Below are 17,829 nucleotides of genomic sequence, written 5' to 3'. Positions count from 1 at the left end.
CGAACTGCGAGGAACGAGCGGGAGGAGAGGGAGTCATGAGCACAGCCACAGTCTCGCCGTCGGCCGCTCCTGCCGCCGTGCCTGCTCCCCGCGCCCGCCGCGGCAAGGGCCGGATCGGCGGGCACCTGCTCACCGTCCTCGCCTGGGCGGTCGGCCTGCTGTTCTTCGCCCCGGTGGCGTGGATGGTGCTGACCAGCTTCAAGCAGGAGTCGCAGGCCGCCTCGAACCCGCCCACCTTCTTCTTCACCCCGACGCTCGAGCAGTACACCTCGATCATCAGCTCCGCCCAGGTCGGCTCGTACGTGCTGAACTCGGTGCTCGCCACCGGCATCTCGACGCTGCTGGTGCTGGTGCTCGCGGTGCCCGCCGCGTACGCGGTGAGCATCCGGCCCGTGAAGCGCACGCAGGACGTGCTGTTCTTCTTCATCTCGACGAAGATGCTGCCGGTGGTCGCGGTGATCATGCCGATCTACGTGATCGCCGGGCAGATCCGGATGCTCGACAACATCCTCACGCTGATCGTTCTGTACACGGCGATGAACCTGCCGATCGCGGTGTGGATGATGCGCTCGTTCTTCCTCGAGGTCCCCGGCGAGGTGCTCGAGGCGGCCTCGATCGACGGCGCCTCGCTGCTGCGCACGATGCGCACGGTGCTGCTGCCGATGGTCGCCCCGGGCGTCGCCGCGACGGCGCTGATCTGCGTGATCTTCGCGTGGAACGAGTTCTTCTTCGCCCTGAACCTCACCGCGGCGAACGCGGCGACCGTGCCGATCTTCCTGATGTCGACCATGACCTCGGAGGGCCTGTTCCTGGCCCGGCTCTCGGCCGCCTCGGTGCTCGCCTCGCTGCCGGTGGTGCTCGCCGGCTGGATCGCACAGAAGCAGCTGGTGCGCGGCCTGTCGATGGGTGCGGTGAAGTAAGCGGCCGGCCAGTCGGACCGCGCGACCGACCACCGAGACGTAGGTTCCTGCCCCTATCGAGCGCGATAGGAGCAGGAACCTACGTCTCGATGCGTGCCGGAGCCCGCGGTCCGGCCGACGCCCGGTTCCGTCAGTCGCCGGGGACGTCGCGCTCGATCTCGGCGAGCCAGGCGGTCGATGCGGCGTCCGAGGGCATCCGCCAGTCTCCGCGCGGGGAGAGCGAGCCGCCGGCCAGCACCTTCGGGGCGTTCGGCAGGGCGGAGCGCTTGAACTGGTTGTTGAAGAAGCGCCTGGTGAACACGGTCAGCCAGTGCTTGATCTCCTCGCGGGTGTAGGCGCGACGGTCGTCCTCGGCGTAGCCGGCCGGCCACTCCCCCGCCTCCGCGTCGCCCCAGGCCTGATGGGCGAGATAGGCGATCTTGCCGGGGCCGTAGCCGCGGCGCAGCAGGTGGTAGAGCGCGAAGTCGTGCAGCGCGTAGGGGCCGATGGAGTCCTCGGTGGACTGCGCCTTCTGCCCGGGAGCGGTGGGGATCAGCTCCGGGGAGATCTCGGTGTCGAGCACGGCGCGCAGCACCTCGGCGGTCGCGGCGTCGAAGATCCCCTCGGAGATGACCCAGCGGATCAGGTGCTGGATGAGGGTCTTCGGCACGCCCGCGTTCACGCCGTAGTGGGACATGTGGTCGCCCACCCCGTAGGTGCACCAGCCCAGCGCCAGCTCGGAGAGGTCGCCGGTGCCGACCACGATGCCGCCGTGGTGGTTGGCGAGGCGGAACAGGTAGTCGTAGCGCATCCCGGCCTGGACGTTCTCGAAGGTCACGTCATAGACCGGCTCGCCCTCGCCGAAGGGGTGGCCCATGTCCTTCAGCATCTGGGTGGAGGCGGGGCGGATGTCGATCGTCTCGAAGCTCGCGCCGATCGCCGTCGAGAGCAGCTCGGCGTTGGAGCGGGTGTGCTCGGTGGTGGCGAAGCCCGGCATCGTAAAGGCGAGGATCTCGGAGCGGTCTCGGCCCAGCAGGTCCATCGCGCGGGCGCAGACGATCAGGGCGTGGGTGGAGTCCAGGCCCCCGGAGACGCCGATGACGGGGCGGGTGCCGCCGGGCTTGTCCCCGCCGATCTGCTTCAGGCGCCGCACGAGGCCCGCGACCTGGATGTTGTACGCCTCGTAGCAGTCCTGGGCCAGGCGCGCGGGGTCGTCGGGCACGAAGGGGAAGCGGTCGTGGTGACGGCGCAGCGGACCGGTCGCGGGCGGGGTCCGCAGGGCGGGCAGCTCGGCACCGGTCGCGGCGGAGCGGGCGTCGTGCCGGGCCTGGGCGGCGCGACGCCGGCCGCCGAGGAGGATCGGCTCGGGCGCCTCCTCGTCGTCCTCGTCCGCGTCGTCCCAGCAGTCGGGAACGTCCCAGGGGCCGAACAGGGTGGTCTCCTCCCAGCCGTCGAACTTCTCGAGCGAGGCGGCGTGGGTGCGCCGGTTGTCGTCGAAGGTGTTCTGGCGGCGCCGCTCGGCGACGATCCGGTCGAGGTCGACGTCGACGATCGTGGAGCGCACCCCCGTCGGGAACCGCTCGGACTCCCCCAGCAGGTCGCCGCACTCGTACACGAAGGTCTGCCCGTCCCAGGCGAGGTCCGTCGTGGACTCGCCCTCGCCGGCGGCGGCGTAGATGTAGGCGGCCTGGCCGCGGGCGGAGGCGGAGCGGGCCATGAGCTTGCGGTCCTCGGCGCGGCCGATCGTGATCGGGGAGCCCGACAGGTTCGCGATCACGGTGGTGCCGGCGAGCGCGGCCTCGGCCGACGGCGGGACCGGCACCCACATGTCCTCGCAGACCTCGACGAACAGCGACAGGCCGGGCACGTCCTCGACTTGGATGATGCCGTGCGGGGTGAGCTGCGCGAACTGCCCGCCGAGGATCACCTCCTCGCCTGCCGCGTCGTCGCCGGGCGCGAACCAGCGCCGCTCGTAGAACTCTCGATAGGTGGGGAGGTTCTGCTTCGGGGCGATGCCGAGGATCTGCCCCCGATGGATCACGACGCCGCAGTTGAAGACGCGGGAGCGGTCCTTCGCGCGCAGCGGGGCGCCGAGCACGATGATCGGCATCAGCTCCTCGCTCGCCTCGAGCACGGTGAGCACCGCCTGCTCGGCCGCGTCCAGCAGCGGCTCCTGCAGGACGAGGTCGTCGAGGGAGTACCCGGTCAGGGACAGCTCGGGGAAGACCGCGATCCCGACCTGCTGGTCGTGCAGGTCACGCAGCACCTCGAGGTGGCGCTCGGCGTTCGCGGCCGGGTCGGCGAGCGCGACCGGCAGGGTCACCGCGGCGACGCGCACGAAGCCGTGGTCGTATATCGAGGCATGGGGGTCCGTGGCCGCGGCCGCGTGACCGGCGGTGTCCGTCGCAGAGGTCATGGCCCGAGCGTAGTGCGCCGCGCCCCTCCCCGTCGGCCCCTGGCCGGGACGGACAGCACCACGACCTGGGCGGCGCTGCGATAGCTTGATCCGGTGGAACATCGGCACGGCGCAGGCGGGAGGCATCGACGATGAGCTCCCGCAGACCCCTTCTCGGCTGGCTCCTGATCGCCCCGAGCCTGATCGGCGTCACCTGCTTCCTGATCCTGCCGGTGGTGCTCGCCTTCGTGGTGTCCCTGTTCCGCTGGGACCTGCTGGGCACGCGCTCGTTCCTCGGACTGGAGAACTACGCCTCGCTGCTCCGCGACGGCGCTCTGGTGAACTCCCTGCTGGTCACGGGGGTCTTCACCCTCATCTCGGTGCCGGTCTCGCTCGCGATCGGACTCGTGCTCGCCACGCAGCTGGTGCGGGCGCTGCCGGGCTCGGCGATCGTGCGGGTGATCGTGGTGATCCCGTGGGTGTGCGCGCCGCTCGCGCTCGGCGTGGTGTGGAAGTGGATCTTCCAGCCGTCGGTCGGCGCGCTGAACCAGATCCTCGGGGTGCGGATCGAGTGGCTGACCGATCCCTCGCTCGCCCTGCCGGCGGTCGCCTTCGTCGCGATCTGGCAGAACGTCGGCTACATCTCGCTGTTCTTCCAAGCGGGGCTGTCGCGGATCCCCGGCTCGATCTACGAGGCCGCCCGGATCGACGGCGCGAACGTCGGGCAGCAGCTGTGGTTCATGACGATCCCGCTGCTGCGACCGACGACCTTCTTCCTCGCGGTCACCCAGGTGGTCGCGTCCTTCCAGGTGTTCGACATGGTCTTCGCCCTCACCGGCGGCGGGCCGCAGCACCGCACCGAGGTGATCGCGTCCCTGATCTACCACGAGGCCTTCGAGGCCAGCCGCCTGGGCCGCGCGAGCGCCGTCGCGGTGATCCTGTTCGTCCTGCTGGTGGTGATCACGGTGATCCAGCAGCGCTGGTTCTCCCGGCGCATCACCTACGACATGAGCTGAGAGGAGGGACGAGATGACTGCTCAGGATCCGAGCCCGGCTGGCGGCCACGGCACCAGACCGGCCGACGAGCGCTCCGCGCCTGCCGACGGCGGCGGCTCCGGCGGCCGCGATCACCGGCGCACCGCCCGCCCCTCCGGGCGCCGTCGGCCGCTGACCGGCTCGCTGCTCGCGCGCCGCGTGCTCGGCCACGCCGCGACCTATCTCGTGCTGATCGTCGCGGCCGCGCTCACGCTCGGGCCGTTCCTGTTCTCGGTGATGACCGCGCTGACCTCCACCACGCAGTTCGCGCAGGAGGGGCCGCTGTCGGTGCCCGCTCCGCCGGTGCTGGACAACGTGATCGCCCTGTTCAGCTCCGAGGACGGCTTCGTCACCCCGGTCGCGGTGACCGTGCAGATGGTCGCCGTGATCCTGGCGGGGCAGATGGTGTTCTCGGTGCTCGCCGCCTATGCCTTCGCCCAGCTCCGCTTCCCCGGCCGTGACCTGCTGTTCTGGGTGTACATCGCGACGCTGATGGTGCCGCAGGTGGTGGTCGTGGTGCCGCTGTACCTGATGCTCTCGGAGATGGGGCTGCGCAACACCTTCTGGGCGCTCGTGCTGCCCTTCGTGCTCGGCTCCCCCTACGCGATCTTCCTGCTGCGGGAGAACTTCCGCGGCATGCCCTCCGAGCTCATGGACGCGATGCGGATCGACGGCGCGGGCACCCTCCGCCTGCTGTGGCATCTGGTGGTGCCGCTGAACCGGCCGATCATCGTCACGCTGGTGCTGATCACGGTGGTCACCCACTGGAACAGCTTCATGTGGCCGATGGTGATCACCTCCGGGCCCGAATGGCGGGTGATCACCGTGGCGACCTCCGCGCTGCAGTCGCAGTACAACAACAACTGGACCCTGGTGATGGCCGGGACGACGCTGGCGATGCTGCCGCTGGTGATCCTCATGATCGTCTTCCAGAAGCAGATCACGCGCTCGGTCGGCGACGCGACGCTGCGCTGAGGGCCGCGTCCCGCCGCGTCTCGGAAGGTCATCTAGCGTCCCACGACGGGGCCGGCGGACGATAATGGGCAGGACACCACTTCCCGGAAGGACCTCCCATGCTGAAGCGTCGTACCCTCCTCTCCTCCTTCGCCGCCGCCGGCCTGCTCGGCACCGCGGCGGCCTGCTCCCCGTCGGGCGGCGGTGACAGCGGCTCCGGCGGCGAGGGCGGCGGCAGCGATGCCGGCGGCAGCAGCGGCGGTGACAAGGGCACGCTGACCTTCCGCCTGTGGGACGAGAACGCGGTGGCCGCCTACGAGGAGTCCTTCGCGACGTTCACGGAGCAGTCCGGCTGGAACGTGTCGATCGACGTGGTGCCGTGGGCGGACTACTGGACGCGTCTGCCGCTGGACGTCGCCAGCGGCGATGCGGCCGATGTGTACTGGATGAACTCCGCGAACTACGTGCTGTACAAGGACTCCGGCGACCTGCTGGACATCAACGAGGTCGTCCCCGACGGAGCCTCCCAGTGGGAGAAGGCCGTGGTGGACCTGTACTCGCGCGACGGCGGGCTCTGGGGCGTGCCGCAGATCTGGGACTCGATCGCCGTGTTCTACAACAAGGCGCTGGTCGAGGAGGCGGGCGTGGACCCGTCGGCTCTCGCCTTCGACCCGGCCGCCGACACGGACTCCCTGCGCGACGCGGGCCGGAAGCTCACGGTGGACGGCGAGGGCCGCCACCCAGGCGAGGACGGCTTCGACGTGGACTCCCGCGCGCAGTTCGGCTTCAACTCGCAGGCCGACCGGCAGGCGATCATCGGCCCGATGCTCGCCTCGAACGGCGCGCAGTGGCAGGACGAGGACGTGTACACCTTCGCCTCCCCCGAGGGCATCGAGGCATTCCAGTACATGGCGGACCTGATCAACGTCGAGAACATCGCGCCCAGCGCCGCGGACACCAACGAGAACGGCGACTTCACCCGCGACCTGTTCACCCAGGGCAAGCTCGCCCTGTTCCAGTCCGGGCCCTACAACCTGCTGCCGGTCTCCGACGGCGTCGCCGACTCCTTCGAGTGGGCGCTCGCCGCCCCGGTCGCCGGCCCCGACGGGGCGAAGTCGCTGGTCCACGGCGTGGTCGCCGTCGGCAACGCGAAGGCCGACGACGAGCAGCAGGCCGGCATCGCCGAGCTGCTGACCTGGCTCGGCTCGAAGGACGGTCAGCTGCCGCTCGCGGAGCAGGGCGTCTCCTTCCCCGGCCACGTCGACGCGCAGGACGCGTACATCGAGTTCTGGAAGGGCAAGGGCGTGGACGTGAGCGTGTTCGTCGAGGCGGCGAAGAACCCCGCCGAGGCCGACACCGGCGCCCGTGCGAACGCCGGGCTGACCGCCGCGATGCCGATCTTCCAGGAGGTCTTCATCGGACGGCTCTCCGCCGCCGACGGGATCCCGCAGGCGCAGGAGGAGGGCAACGCCGCCATGGCGGAGTGAGCCGCGGGCTCTCCACCGCTTCCTCACAGTTCGTGCCCCGAACGTGCCCAGGAAGGGCTGTCGCTCCAGGTCAGGGCGTGGGAATGTAGCCCCATGACACAGAGCACACCCGCGGACGGCCCGCCTCCGCCCCTCCCGCCGGTCGACCATGCCTCCCCGCAGAGGGCTCCCGGTCCGGAGGGGCCGGGGATCGTCGCCGAGCACGTCAGCCGCGCCTTCGGCAGCGTGCAGGCGGTGGCGGATCTGAGCTTCACCGCGCCGCGCGGGGCGGTGACGGCGCTGGTCGGCCCGAACGGCTGCGGCAAGTCGACGCTGATGCTCATGCTCGCCTCGCTGCTGGCCCCCGATTCGGGCCGGGTGCTCGTCGGCGGCGTCGACCCCGCCGAGGACTCCGCCGCGGTGCGCGCGCAGGTGGGCTGGATGCCGGACCAGTTCGGGGCGTGGGACTCGCTGCGGGTCGCCGAGGTGCTCGAGGTGATGGGCCGCGCCTACTTCCTGCCCTCCGCGCAGCTGCGCGGGAGGGTGGACGAGCTGCTGGAGCTGCTGGACCTCGTGCCGCTCGCGCAGCAGCCCGCGCACGTGCTCTCCCGCGGGCAGAAGCAGCGCCTGGGCCTGGCTCGTGCGCTCGTGCACGACCCGCAGGTGCTGGTCCTCGACGAACCCGCCTCCGGCCTGGACCCCGCCTCGCGCCGACGCCTGCTGCAGGTGGTCCGCTCACGGGCGGCCGACGGGGCGACCGTGCTGGTCTCCAGCCACATCCTCGGCGAGCTCGAGGAGATGGCCGACCACGTCGTCTTCATGGACGGCGGTCGCGCCGTGGACGCCTCGAGCCTCCGCGACCTGGCCGCCCGGCCGCGCCCGTGGCGGATCTCCTCGCTGCACCACCAGGCGCTCGTCGAGGCGCTCGACCAGCTGCAGGTGCGCCACGGCGGGGTGGTCGCCGGCGACCGCACCACCTCCGGCCATGCGGAGGCGGTGGTGGAGCTGCCCGACGACGCGACCGCCGCCCGCCTGCTCGCGGATCTCACCGCCGCGGGCGCCCGGATCATCGGCTTCGGCCCGACGACGGGCAGGCTCGAGGCCGCCTATCTCGCCTCCGACGCCGCCCAGCGAGAAGGAGCCCTGTGATGAGCACTCCCCAGACCCTCGAGGCCGGTCCCGGGACCGACCGTCCCCGCGGCCGCGGCCGCTATGCGCTGCGCTGGCGCGGACTGCGGCTGGTCACCTCGCTCGAGCTGCGCCAGCGCCTGCGCTCCAAGCGCTGGTACGTGGCACTGGCGGTGTGGACGCTGGTGATGATGGGCATCGGCGCGCTCGGCCTCGGCCCGACGCTGTACTCCGCGCAGTGGGAGGACGTCGGCCCGATCGCGGCGATGGTGTTCAGCCTGCAGATGATCCTGGTGCTCTTCGCGATGCTGCTGGTGGTGCCGGCACTGTCGGCCGGATCCATCAACGGCGACCGCACCGCCGGGACCCTCGCCACGCTGCAGGCCAGCCTGCTCAGCCCCGCCGAGATCGTGCTCGGCAAGCTGCTCGCGGGCTTCCTCACCGGGCTGGCCTTCCTGGTCCTCGCCCTGCCCTCGCTGGTGCCGATCGCGCTGCTGGGCAGCATCGGGATCCTGTAAATGCTGCGGCTGCTCGGGGTGATCGTGCTGCTCACCCTGTGCGTGACCGCGGTGGGGCTCGGGCTCTCGGCGCTCACCTCGCGGCAGCTCGGCTCGGTGGTGCTCGCCTACGTGATCGTGTTCGGGGTGACGGTGGTGCTGCCGATCGCGTGGGGCTCCACCGCCGTGGTGCTGAACGAGGAGCGGGAGGTCACGAACTACTACAGCGTCTACGACGACGAGTACTCGATGGAGAAGAGCCGGTGCGTGGCGGAGCAGGTCGAGGAGACGGTGCCGCGGCTGGACCTCTCCCTGCCGCTGCTGTGGGGGAACCCGGTGGTGCTCCTGGCCGAGGCCGCGCCGGCCCTTCCTGCGGACTACGACCCCCTCGAGGACCCGGACACGGACCTGCTGACGACGCTGAAGACCGGGATGCGCTCCGCCGCGACCACCACCCACCCCGTCCACTCCGTGCACTGCTCGCCGGAGGACCCCGGCTATCCCACCGATCTCGGCACGCCGCCGAACCGTCCGGTGTGGCCGATGGGTCTCGGACTGTGGCTGCTCGTCGGGGCGCTGTCGCTGCTGGTCGCGGTGCGGCGGCTCGCCGTGCCGGTCAGGCACCTCGGCGCGGGCACCCGGATCGCCTGAGGCGACGGGGCCGGTCGTGGTCAGGTGATGGCGTCCTGCGTTCCGGTACGGCGATATATCCGTACCGGGACGCAGGACGCCATCAGTCGACCACGCGCCGAGGGCCGATACAGGGCCGCCGGTTCAGCGCTCGCGCAGCCCGGTGACCGTGTCGGGGATGTCGTGCAGGTGCGAGGCCTGCTCGGAGGGGCTGTTCCCGCCGCCGGTGAAGGCCGAACCCTCGGAGCCGAAGTCCGGCAGCACGCCCTGGGCGAGGTCCGCCTGCCGCACGGCGGTGTCGCTCGCTCCGGGGGCGTTCTCGTCCACCCACAGCCGCTCCCCCGCCGCGTCGAGGTCGAAGATCTCCAGCGCGTGGTCGCCGCCGTCGGCCTGGAGGCGCTTGCGCAGCGCGGCGCGCACCGCGGGGTCCTTCGCGCGGTCGGCGCGGGTGCCGAACTCGGGGGCGACCAGCGCGTACGGGGTCTCGCGGCGCATGTATCCGCTGGCCGGCCCGTAGAGCACGTCGCGCAGTCCGCTCTTCATCGCCTGCGTCGCCGCGACGCCCAGCAGCGGCACGGCCATGAGCGCGAGGAGGGTGAGGAACACCCAGGTCAGGGCCGTCCCGGCGCCGAGCAGCGGGAGCAGGACCGCGGCGAGCACCGTCCCGGCGAGCGCCCAGCCCGCGCAGAGCCAGCCGGTCAGCGTGCACACCCGCGCCTCCCACGGATTCACGCGGGCCCGGTGCGCCCACTCGGCGTAGGTGCGCTGGTCGCGCACCTGGGCGCGGTGGCCGGAGGAGAGCGGGACCGCGAGCGCCGGGGCGAGCGCGCAGCCGGCCGCGACGAGCCCGAGCAGGGGGAGGCCGACGGCGAGGTGCTGCCAGCGCAGCGGGGTCTCGACCTGGGACAGTCCCGTCGCGGACAGGGAGCCCAGGACGGTGACGAGGTCCGCGATGCCGAGCACCAGCCAGGAGGTCCCGGCCAGGGCGGGCAGCACCCAGGTCAGTGCTGACCGGGCGATGAGGGCGAGCGCGGTGAGGGCGCCGCGGGGGCTCCTCGCCCCGTCGGCCGCGGGGGTGCCGGGGTTCGGCGGCAGGTGCCGGCGGTCCTGGGCGAGGTGCTGCCGGGCGGCGGCGCGTCGGCGCTCCGGGTCGGTGCCGATGCGCGCCTCGGTGTGCAGCACCTCGTGGGAGGTGATCCCGAGCAGCCGCGCGGCGGGCACGGTGCGACGCACGAGCACCCAGGCGAGCTCCAGGGCGACCAGTCCGGCGCACCACACGGACAGCGGGCCCGCGCCGAGCCCGGTCCAGGGCTGCGGCAGGCCGAGCACGACCGTCAGCGGCAGGGCGAGGACGGTGAGCACCGGCAGCGCGAGGAGCATCGCGGTGGTGCGGTCCTCGACGCCGCGCTGGAACTGCGTCTCGGAGAGGAAGCGGCGGGGCTGCAGCGGCGCGACCAGGCGCGGCACCAGCAGCGCCCCGAGCAGGCTCAGCACCGTCGCGAGGGCGGGCAGCAGCAGGAACGCGGTCCACAGCCCCTCGGAGGTGAAGTTCAGGGCGCTCATCGCCTGGCGCAGGTAGGCCGGATCGCCGAGGCCGGCGAGGAGGGAGAAGAACCAGAAGGTCGGCGAGGCGCCGACGACGTACAGAGTCAGCAGCACGTACCAGAGGCTGAGCAGCACGAGCGCCGGCGCCCAGAGTCGACGCAGCAGGCTGCGGAGGATCTCGCGCCGGGACTCGACCATGATCTCCCCCGGCGAGACCAGGTGCGTCTCCTCCTCCGGCAGGCGCGGCGGCGAGGGCAGGTCCGTCAGCGGCGGCAGCGTCCGGGAGTGGGGAGAGGTCATCACGGGAACCGGCGGCGCCTCAGACGGTGCGGCGGCCGAGGAAGGCTCGGCCCAGGGTCATCTCGTCGGCGTAGTCGAGGTCGCCGCCGACGGGCAGCCCGGAGGCCAGGCGCGTGACGGTCAGCTCGAGCGGTCCGAGCAGGCGGGAGAGATAGGCGGCGGTGGCCTCGCCCTCGATGTTCGGGTCCAGCGCGAGGATGACCTCCTGGGTCTCCCCGGAGCCGAGGCGGCTCATCAGCTGGGTGATGCGCAGGTCGTTCGGGCCGACGCCGCCGATCGGGTCGATCGCGCCGCCGAGCACGTGGTAGCGGCCCTTGAACTCGCGGATCTTCTCGATCGCGACGATGTCCTTGGACTCCTCGACCACGCAGATCACCTCGTCGCTGCGGCGCGGGTCGGTGCAGATGCGGCACTTCTCCTCCGCCGAGACGTTCCCGCAGATCTCGCAGAAGCGGACGGTGTCCTTGACCTGGACGAGCACCTCGGCGAGCCGGCGCACGGCGGCGTCGTCGGCGTCCAGCAGATGGAACGCGATCCGCTGCGCCGACTTGGGGCCGATGCCCGGCAGCTTGCCGAGCTCGTCGATGAGGTCCTGGACGATGCCTTCGTACACGCGTCTCACTCTAGTTCCCGGGGCCGACGTGCGGCGACGGCGTCGAGGTGGTGTGGATCGCTGCACGCTCCGCGGACGGCCGGACCGGGCGCGAGAGACCTCGATACGCTGGCGATCCCGACCCACTCTCGATGCGGAGAACCATGGCCAGGCTTCCCGACACCCTCCTCGACGCCGTGCAGGCACGCGTGCTCGAGGGCCTCGCCGATCTCGGCGCCTCCGACGCGCTGGTCGGCGAGATCGCGCAGCGCGTGGTCGCGTACCTGCGCAACACCTCCGAGACCACGGTGAGCGTGGAGGAGGACGGCACCACCTTCGTGATCACCGGCGACATCCCGGCGATGTGGCTGCGGGACTCCGCCGCGCAGCTGACGCCGCTGCTGCGGCTCGTGGTCGCCGGGGTGGGGGCCGACGAGGACCGCGCCGAGCTGGTCGCGCTGCTCGCCGGGCTGCTGCGCCGCCACTGGCAGTACCTCGAGATCGACCCGTACGCCAACGCCTTCAACCGTGCCCCGGACTCCTCTCACTGGGACGCGGACGAGACCGAGCGCGATAATCCCTGGGCGTGGGAGCGCAAGTTCGAGCTCGACTCCCTCTCCTACGGCCCCGACCTCGCCTGGCGGCTGTGGCGGGCGACCGGCGACACCTCGTGGGCCGACGAGCGCTTCCTGCCCGCGGCCCGCGCGATCCTCTCCACCGTCCGGGCCGAGCAGCACCACGAGGAGCGCTCCGCGTACTTCTTCCGACGCTCCGGCGTGCCCGCCCAGGACACCCTCGCCCGGGAGGGGCGCGGCTCCCTCACCACGCCGAACGGCCTGGTGTGGGCGGGCTTCCGCCCCTCGGACGACGCCTGCGAGCTGGGCTACAACATCCCCGGCAACCACTTCCTCGCCCTCGCACTGGAGCGTCTCGCGGAGCTGCTGGAGCAGGTCGCGGACGCCCCGGCGGAGGCGGACGAGGCGCGGGAGCGCGCGGAGCAGATCCGTGCGGCGCTGGTGGAGCACGGCACGATCGAGGGGCCGACGGGCGAGCGGGTCTGGGCCTATGAGATCGACGGCCGCGGCGACCACCGGTTCCTGGACGACGCGAACGTGCCGAGCCTGCTCGCCCTGCCGTACCTGGGCTGCGTGGCGCAGGATGATCCGCTCTACCTGGCCACGCGCGCCGCGGTGCTCTCGCGCAGCAACCCGTACTACTACGAGGGGCTGTACCTCGAGGGCGCCGGCTCCCCGCACACCCCGAAGGACCATGTGTGGCCGATCGCGCTCGCTGTCGAAGGGCTGACCAGTGCGGAGCGTGACGAGAAGCTGCGTCTGCTCGAGCTGATGATCCGCACGGACGGCGGGACCGGGATGATGCACGAGGGCGTGCACGTGGACGACCCGTCGGTGTTCACACGCGAGTGGTTCTCCTGGTCGAACTCGATGTTCTGCGAGCTGGCGCTGGATCTGGCCGGCGTTCTGCGGGACCGGTCCGGCACGCACGAGGGGGCGCGGTCCCTGTCATGAGCCCCAGGGGTGGTGGGCATCGGGCACGACGGGGATCCACCGCAGAGCGTGCCGGCTCCTGGCGGTGCTGGTGGCGTCCAGCCTGCCGCGATAGCGTCTGACCGGGCCGCCGCCTTCCTGCTCGGCCCGCCGCCGACCGCGAACAGGACGAGTCCCGATGTCGCCGATGCCCGCCCCGTACGACGCCGCCGAGCCCGCCACCTCCTGCCGGATCACGAACGCTCCCGAGATCATGACCGCCGTCGTGGTCCAGCACGACTTCCCGATGTACGACATGCCCGCCCTCATGGACGGCACCTTCTCCCACCTCGCCGAGGCGCTGGCGGCGCAGGGCATCCGCCCGATCGGCCCCGCGTTCTCCCTGCACCACCGGGCGCCGGTCGCGACGGCCGATCTCGAGGTGGGCTTCCCGGTGGACGCCCCGCTGACCGAGACCCTCGAGCTGCCCAGCGGCTACGAGGTCATCGGGTCGAGCATCCCGGGCGGTCGCATCGCCTGGACCTCGCACATCGGCGCCTACGGCGGCCTCGCGGAGAAGTGGGGGGCGTTCACCGAGCAGGTCGGAGAGTCGGACGAGCAGATGACGTACCCGTTCTGGGAGTTCTACGTCACCGAGCCGCATCCCGACATGAACCCGGCGACCCTGCGCACGGACCTGTTCTCCCTGCTCGAGCCGCGCAGCTGAGAAGGATGCAGGTCGGCGCGCGCCGATGAGGCATGCGCCGATGCGACGTTCGCCGAGTCAGCGCGGACGGTTCTCGTCGATGACCTCGAGGACCCTGCCGCCGAGCATCTTCTCGATCACCTCGCGGCCGTTCCGGGTCGCGACGACGGCGTCCTCGTCGTCCCGGGTCGCGCCGCCGGTCGGGTCCAGATCGGCCTCGGGTGCCTGATCCGACTGGCCTCGCCCTCCTCGCAGGCGCTGACCTGCGGTGCGGGACGCCATCGCGGCCTCGCGGACGAGCGCGGCACCGCTGCGCGGCGCGTCTGCCGCCGACGGTGCGGCTGGTGCGGTGCTGGGAGCTGCGGCGGGCGGCGTGGTCGGAGCTGCGGCGGGCGGAGCCGACGGTGCCGCGGAGGGCGCCGGGGATGCTCCCGAGGCGGTGCCGGTGACCGCCGCCGCGGCGCCCCATGAGCTCGACGCGCGTGCGGAGGCGGAGCCATCCGCGCCGCCCGGCGCGACCTGGCCGGAAGGCTGAGCTGGGTCGCCGTGCGGGACGGCGTCGCCGTGCGGGACGGCACGGCCGAGCCCGGCCGGTGGGGCTGAGTCCGGCGAGGTGGGTGAGGGGACCTCGGGGGCCGCGGTGAACTCATGCGGCATGTCACCGCCCTGCGCGACGTCCTCCGGCTCCCGGACCGGGGCCTCGCCCGGTCCTGAGGCGGAGGCGTCCGCCCCCTGCGCGAGGTGCGCGGCGGGCAGCGAGCGGACCACGCGGCCCTCCGCGAGGGCACGCTTGAGCGCGTTCTGGCCGAAGGTGCGGGGCTCCTCCGCCGGCAGTCTGTCGCGCCCCTCGTCCTCGACCTGGAGCGGCGGGCCCGCCGACGCGGAGTCCGGGAGCGTCCGGCCAGGAGCATCGCCCGCTGCCGACTCCGTGGACGCGGAGGCCCCGGATGCGGACGGGGCCGACGGGGCGGACGCCGCGGCGGATCGGGACGGGGCGGCGGGGCCGCCGGCTCCCGTGCCTCGGTCCTCGAGCGCTTCCGACCAGCGGCCTCCGCCCTGCGCCGCGGCGGGCGGCTGGTGCTGCGCGGGCGGGCCGTACTCCTCGGGGTCCGGCGGGTAGGGGTCGTCGGGCTCCGGCGGGAAGTCGTCGGCCGGGGCGTAGGAGGGTCCGGCCGGAGCGTTCCTTGCGGCACGTGCAGCGGCGGCCACCGCTCGTTCCGAGGCGCGCTGGCCGACGGACGCGGGCTGCTGCCGCTCGTGACCGTCGCCGCCGGCAGACGCCGCCGACGGGGCGGCCGACGACGGGAAGGACGACGACGCGGCCGAAGGGGCTGCCGACGGAGCTGCGGAGCCCGGCGCGGACGGCGCGGCGGCGGGTGCGGATTCGCGCGGCGCCATCGCGGAGGCGGCATCTCCCCACGGCGCTCCCCCGGTCCGCGGAGCCTGGCGGCCGGACGGGTCCTCCGCATTCGGGCCGCCGGCGGCTCCGCCTCCCTGCCCGCCCGGGTCGGGAGCGTCCTGCCCGACGGAACCCTGTCCGCGGGGAGCCCAGTCGCCCGATCCGCCACGACCACCCGGACCACCCGAGCCGCTCGGGCCGTTGTAGCCGGCAGGGTCGCCGGGACCGACGTTATCCGGCCCAGCACCGCCAGGACCGTTCCCTCCAGGAGCTCTGCCGGCGGAGCCTGGACCTGCGGTGCCACCTCCGCCGGGGCCTGCACCACCGGGACCAGCGCCACCGGGACCAGCGCCGCCGGGGCCGGGATCCTCCCCGACGACGGCATCGACCATGACGTCGACGTGCATGATGCGACGGACGGCGTCGGCGAGGTTCTCCGCCGCCGTGCCGCGGCGGAAAGCGCTCACGAGGCCCTCGGTGCGGAATCCGAGCACGAGGGTGCTGCCGTTCACGCCGTTGACGTGCGCGTTCTGCGAGATCAGGGCCCAGCTGGGGCGGCGGATCTGCTGCAGCTCGTCGAGGATCGCGGACCAGTGCCCGCGCACTGCGTCGGCATCGAGCCCGCCGCCCGACGCGGGAGCACCCTGCGGCGCAGCCGGAGTGTTCTGCGGTGCGCCCGACGCGCCCTGCAGCGCGGGGCCCGCACCCTGCGGCGTGGACTGGCCGCCCTGCGGTCCGGCCGGTCCACCCTGCGGAGCCGTCGGGCCGCCCTGCGGAGCCGTCGGGGCACCCTGTGGAGCCGTCGGTGCCGGAGCGCCCTGGCCGCCGGGCTCTCCCTGCCCGGCCGGCGGCTCACGGCGCTCATCGCCCGAGGCCTGGCGAGCACCAGCGAGCGCGCCCCAGGAGGCAGCTGCCTCCTCACGCCGCGGCGAGGACGAGGGCTGTGTTCCTTGAGCACCTGGGCGCTCGGTCCGCGGGGCCTGAGCGGCCTGATCGTCGCCCTGGGGCGCCGCACCCCAGGAGGAACCCGGGGCGGTTGCCGTCTTCGTCGGCTCGCTCTGAGGACTCCCGCCCTGTGCGGCGGGCGGGGCGTCCTGCGTCGGGGCAGGCGGCGCGCTGGGGGCGGCCGCGGGGGCAGGCCGCCCGCCTCCGCGCGCCTGCCGGGCCGCCTCGGCGCGCTCCTGGGCGATGCGCCGGGCCTCCTCACGGCCGCCACCTCCGCCGGTCGGCGCCGCACCGGAGCGGTCCTGCGCGCCGCGGCCTGCGGCCGCACCGCCCTGGGGCGCTCCGCCCTGCACGGCCGGCGCGTCGGCCGCGGCGAGCGCCGCCCGCTCGTCCCGCAGCACCAGTCGGGCCGCGAGCAGCTCGAGGTGGAGACGGGGCGAGGTCGCGCCGCTCATGGTCGAGAGGGTCTCGTGGACCAGGTCGCCGCACTGGGAGAGATCGGCCGGGGCGAACTGCGCGGCCTGGCCGAGCATCCGCTCGAGCTCACCGGCCGGGACCTGCGGGAGCAGGTCGGCGCCCTTGTCCGGCACGGCGGCGAGCACGATCAGGTCCCGCATCCGCTCCAGCAGGTCCTCGACGAAGCGGCGCGGCTCGTGGCCGGTGGCGAGCACGTGCTCGACCGCGGAGTAGAGCGCGGCCGCGTCCCGCTCGGCGATGGCGGTGACGGCCTGGTCGAGCAGGGCCGTATCGGTGAAGCCGAGCAGCGCGATCGCGGTGGGGAAGTCCAGGCCGTCCTCTCCGGCGCCGGCCATCAGCTGGTCCAGCACCGACATCGAGTCACGGGCGGAGCCGCCGCCGGCGCGCACGACCAGCGGCATCACGCCCTCGCCGACCTGGACGTCCTCCGCGGCGCAGACCTCCTCGAGGTAGGGGCCGAGCACCTGCGGCGGGATGAGCCGGAAGGGGTAGTGGTGGGTGCGGGAGCGGATCGTGCCGATGACCTTGTCCGGCTCGGTGGTCGCGAAGACGAACTTCACATGGTCCGGCGGCTCCTCGACGAGCTTGAGCAGCGCGTTGAATCCGGCGGAGGTGACCATGTGGGCCTCGTCGATGATGAACACCTTGAAGCGGTCCCGCACCGGGGCGAAGGACGCGCGCTCCCGCAGCTCGCGGGCGTCGTCCACGCCGCCGTGGCTGGCCGCGTCGATCTCGACCACGTCGAGCGAGCCGGCGCCGCCGCGTGCGAGGTCGCGGCAGGAGTCGCAGGTCCCGCAGGGAGTGTCCGTCGGCCCCTGCTCGCAGTTCAGGCAGCGGGCGAGGATGCGGGCGGAGGTCGTCTTGCCGCAGCCGCGAGGCCCCGAGAACAGGTAGGCATGGCCGACCCGGCCCGCGCGCAGCGCACGCCGCAGGGGCGTGGTGACGTGGTCCTGGCCGATCACCTCGGCGAAGGACTCCGGGCGGTAACGACGGTACAGAGCGGTGGCCACCCCGACAGGCTAGTCGAGGCCACCCACGCTCCCCCACCGTCGCAGGGATCCTCGTGGAGAACCCCGCACTGTGGAGGAGAGGTCACGGCTACCCTCCTCGACGCCGGGCGGCGGTCATCTCGCGGAGGCCATCCAGCGCCGGGCGACCGCCCCCCCGGCACTCGTCGGTCATTCGACGCGCGGCGGCGGCATTCGGGCACCGCACGACGCCGCACGGCACAGGTACTGCAGAGAACTGCGTACATCACGTACGTCATGTACGTGCTTTTCCACAACAGACACCGCATGCGGAGCCGATACCGACCAGATGGCCGAGACTCTCCCTCAGGGACATGACAGATACGGGGGATGAGCGGCATGGCAG

Annotated in this window: 13 protein-coding genes; 9 read left to right on the top strand and 4 right to left on the bottom strand. The window is 72.7% G+C overall.

Features of this window, described 5'->3' with window-relative positions; all coding sequences use genetic code 11:
• Positions 1-35 precede the first annotated feature (35 nt).
• Entirely contained in the window at positions 36-920 is an 885-nt protein-coding gene (locus DS079_RS09365; protein WP_126986843.1) for a carbohydrate ABC transporter permease, read from the top strand.
• A 130-nt stretch (positions 921-1,050) separates the two neighbouring features.
• On the opposite strand, the gene DS079_RS09360 is transcribed toward DS079_RS09365, so the two are convergent.
• A complete protein-coding gene (locus DS079_RS09360) occupies positions 1,051-3,315 on the bottom strand; it encodes an NAD(+) synthase (RefSeq protein WP_126986841.1) in 2,265 nt (754 codons plus the stop codon).
• A gap of 131 nt (positions 3,316-3,446) precedes the next feature.
• On the opposite strand from DS079_RS09360, the gene DS079_RS09355 reads away from it, so the two are divergent.
• The 6 genes from DS079_RS09355 (at position 3,447) to DS079_RS17425 (ending at position 9,025) form a co-directional block, all read left to right on the top strand.
• Entirely contained in the window at positions 3,447-4,310 is an 864-nt protein-coding gene (locus tag DS079_RS09355; RefSeq protein WP_126986839.1) for a carbohydrate ABC transporter permease, read from the top strand.
• Positions 4,311-4,323: 13 nt separating this feature from the next.
• The gene (locus tag DS079_RS09350; protein WP_241237609.1) at positions 4,324-5,304 is read left to right on the top strand and encodes a carbohydrate ABC transporter permease; all 981 of its coding nucleotides are present in this window, start codon (positions 4,324-4,326) and stop codon (positions 5,302-5,304) included.
• Between the two features lie 98 nt (positions 5,305-5,402).
• Positions 5,403-6,770: an ABC transporter substrate-binding protein gene (locus tag DS079_RS09345; RefSeq protein ID WP_126986837.1), complete on the top strand. Its 1,368-nt coding sequence runs from the start codon at positions 5,403-5,405 to the stop codon at positions 6,768-6,770.
• Between the two features lie 93 nt (positions 6,771-6,863).
• Positions 6,864-7,898, top strand: a complete 1,035-nt coding sequence (locus DS079_RS09340) for an ABC transporter ATP-binding protein (RefSeq protein WP_126986835.1) — start codon at positions 6,864-6,866, stop codon at positions 7,896-7,898.
• Positions 7,898-8,395, top strand: coding sequence for an ABC transporter permease (locus DS079_RS17430; RefSeq protein WP_241237608.1), 498 nt, complete (start codon positions 7,898-7,900; stop codon positions 8,393-8,395). Before DS079_RS09340 ends, DS079_RS17430 begins: the two co-directional genes overlap by 1 nt.
• Positions 8,396-9,025 carry a hypothetical protein gene (locus tag DS079_RS17425; RefSeq protein ID WP_241237607.1) on the top strand — a complete coding sequence of 210 codons (630 nt, stop codon included), beginning with the start codon at positions 8,396-8,398 and terminating at the stop codon, positions 9,023-9,025.
• A 123-nt stretch (positions 9,026-9,148) separates the two neighbouring features.
• Here the strand turns inward: DS079_RS17425 and DS079_RS09330 are convergent, their stop codons facing one another.
• Complete coding sequence (locus tag DS079_RS09330; protein WP_126986833.1) at positions 9,149-10,849, bottom strand: hypothetical protein; 1,701 nt, start codon at positions 10,847-10,849, stop codon at positions 9,149-9,151.
• A gap of 19 nt (positions 10,850-10,868) precedes the next feature.
• The gene (gene recR / locus DS079_RS09325) at positions 10,869-11,462 is read right to left on the bottom strand and encodes a recombination mediator RecR (RefSeq protein WP_010549346.1); all 594 of its coding nucleotides are present in this window, start codon (positions 11,460-11,462) and stop codon (positions 10,869-10,871) included.
• A gap of 143 nt (positions 11,463-11,605) precedes the next feature.
• On the opposite strand from recR, the gene DS079_RS09320 reads away from it, so the two are divergent.
• Both DS079_RS09320 and DS079_RS09315 read left to right on the top strand, forming a co-directional pair.
• On the top strand, positions 11,606-12,970 hold the full coding sequence (locus tag DS079_RS09320; RefSeq protein ID WP_126986831.1) for a glycoside hydrolase family 125 protein: 1,365 nt from the start codon (positions 11,606-11,608) through the stop codon (positions 12,968-12,970).
• Positions 12,971-13,127: 157 nt separating this feature from the next.
• Positions 13,128-13,655 (top strand): GyrI-like domain-containing protein, encoded by a 528-nt coding sequence (locus tag DS079_RS09315; protein ID WP_126986829.1) that lies wholly within the window; start codon positions 13,128-13,130, stop codon positions 13,653-13,655.
• Positions 13,656-13,712: 57 nt separating this feature from the next.
• Here DS079_RS09315 and DS079_RS09310 read toward each other — a convergent pair whose 3' ends face one another.
• The gene (locus DS079_RS09310; protein ID WP_126986827.1) at positions 13,713-17,465 is read right to left on the bottom strand and encodes a DNA polymerase III subunit gamma and tau; all 3,753 of its coding nucleotides are present in this window, start codon (positions 17,463-17,465) and stop codon (positions 13,713-13,715) included.
• Between the last annotated feature and the right edge of the window lie 364 nt (positions 17,466-17,829).

The organism is Brachybacterium paraconglomeratum (genome assembly GCF_003994255.1).
GTDB lineage: Bacteria > Actinomycetota > Actinomycetes > Actinomycetales > Dermabacteraceae > Brachybacterium > Brachybacterium conglomeratum.
Note: the sequence above shows the minus strand (reverse complement) of the source record. Positions and strands in the feature narration are given on the sequence as shown.

Excerpts from the sequence above, each read along its gene's own strand:
- DS079_RS09360 (WP_126986841.1), bottom strand. The coding sequence starts at position 3,315 with ATGACCTCTGCGACGGACACCGCCGGTCACGCGGCCGCGGCCACGGAC.
- DS079_RS17425 (WP_241237607.1), top strand. The coding sequence starts at position 8,396 with ATGCTGCGGCTGCTCGGGGTGATCGTGCTGCTCACCCTGTGCGTGACC.
- DS079_RS09365 (WP_126986843.1), top strand. The coding sequence starts at position 36 with ATGAGCACAGCCACAGTCTCGCCGTCGGCCGCTCCTGCCGCCGTGCCT.
- DS079_RS09355 (WP_126986839.1), top strand. The coding sequence starts at position 3,447 with ATGAGCTCCCGCAGACCCCTTCTCGGCTGGCTCCTGATCGCCCCGAGC.
- DS079_RS09345 (WP_126986837.1), top strand. The coding sequence starts at position 5,403 with ATGCTGAAGCGTCGTACCCTCCTCTCCTCCTTCGCCGCCGCCGGCCTG.
- DS079_RS09350 (WP_241237609.1), top strand. The coding sequence starts at position 4,324 with ATGACTGCTCAGGATCCGAGCCCGGCTGGCGGCCACGGCACCAGACCG.
- DS079_RS09320 (WP_126986831.1), top strand. The coding sequence starts at position 11,606 with ATGGCCAGGCTTCCCGACACCCTCCTCGACGCCGTGCAGGCACGCGTG.
- DS079_RS17430 (WP_241237608.1), top strand. The coding sequence starts at position 7,898 with ATGAGCACTCCCCAGACCCTCGAGGCCGGTCCCGGGACCGACCGTCCC.
- DS079_RS09340 (WP_126986835.1), top strand. The coding sequence starts at position 6,864 with ATGACACAGAGCACACCCGCGGACGGCCCGCCTCCGCCCCTCCCGCCG.
- DS079_RS09330 (WP_126986833.1), bottom strand. The coding sequence starts at position 10,849 with ATGACCTCTCCCCACTCCCGGACGCTGCCGCCGCTGACGGACCTGCCC.
- DS079_RS09315 (WP_126986829.1), top strand. The coding sequence starts at position 13,128 with ATGTCGCCGATGCCCGCCCCGTACGACGCCGCCGAGCCCGCCACCTCC.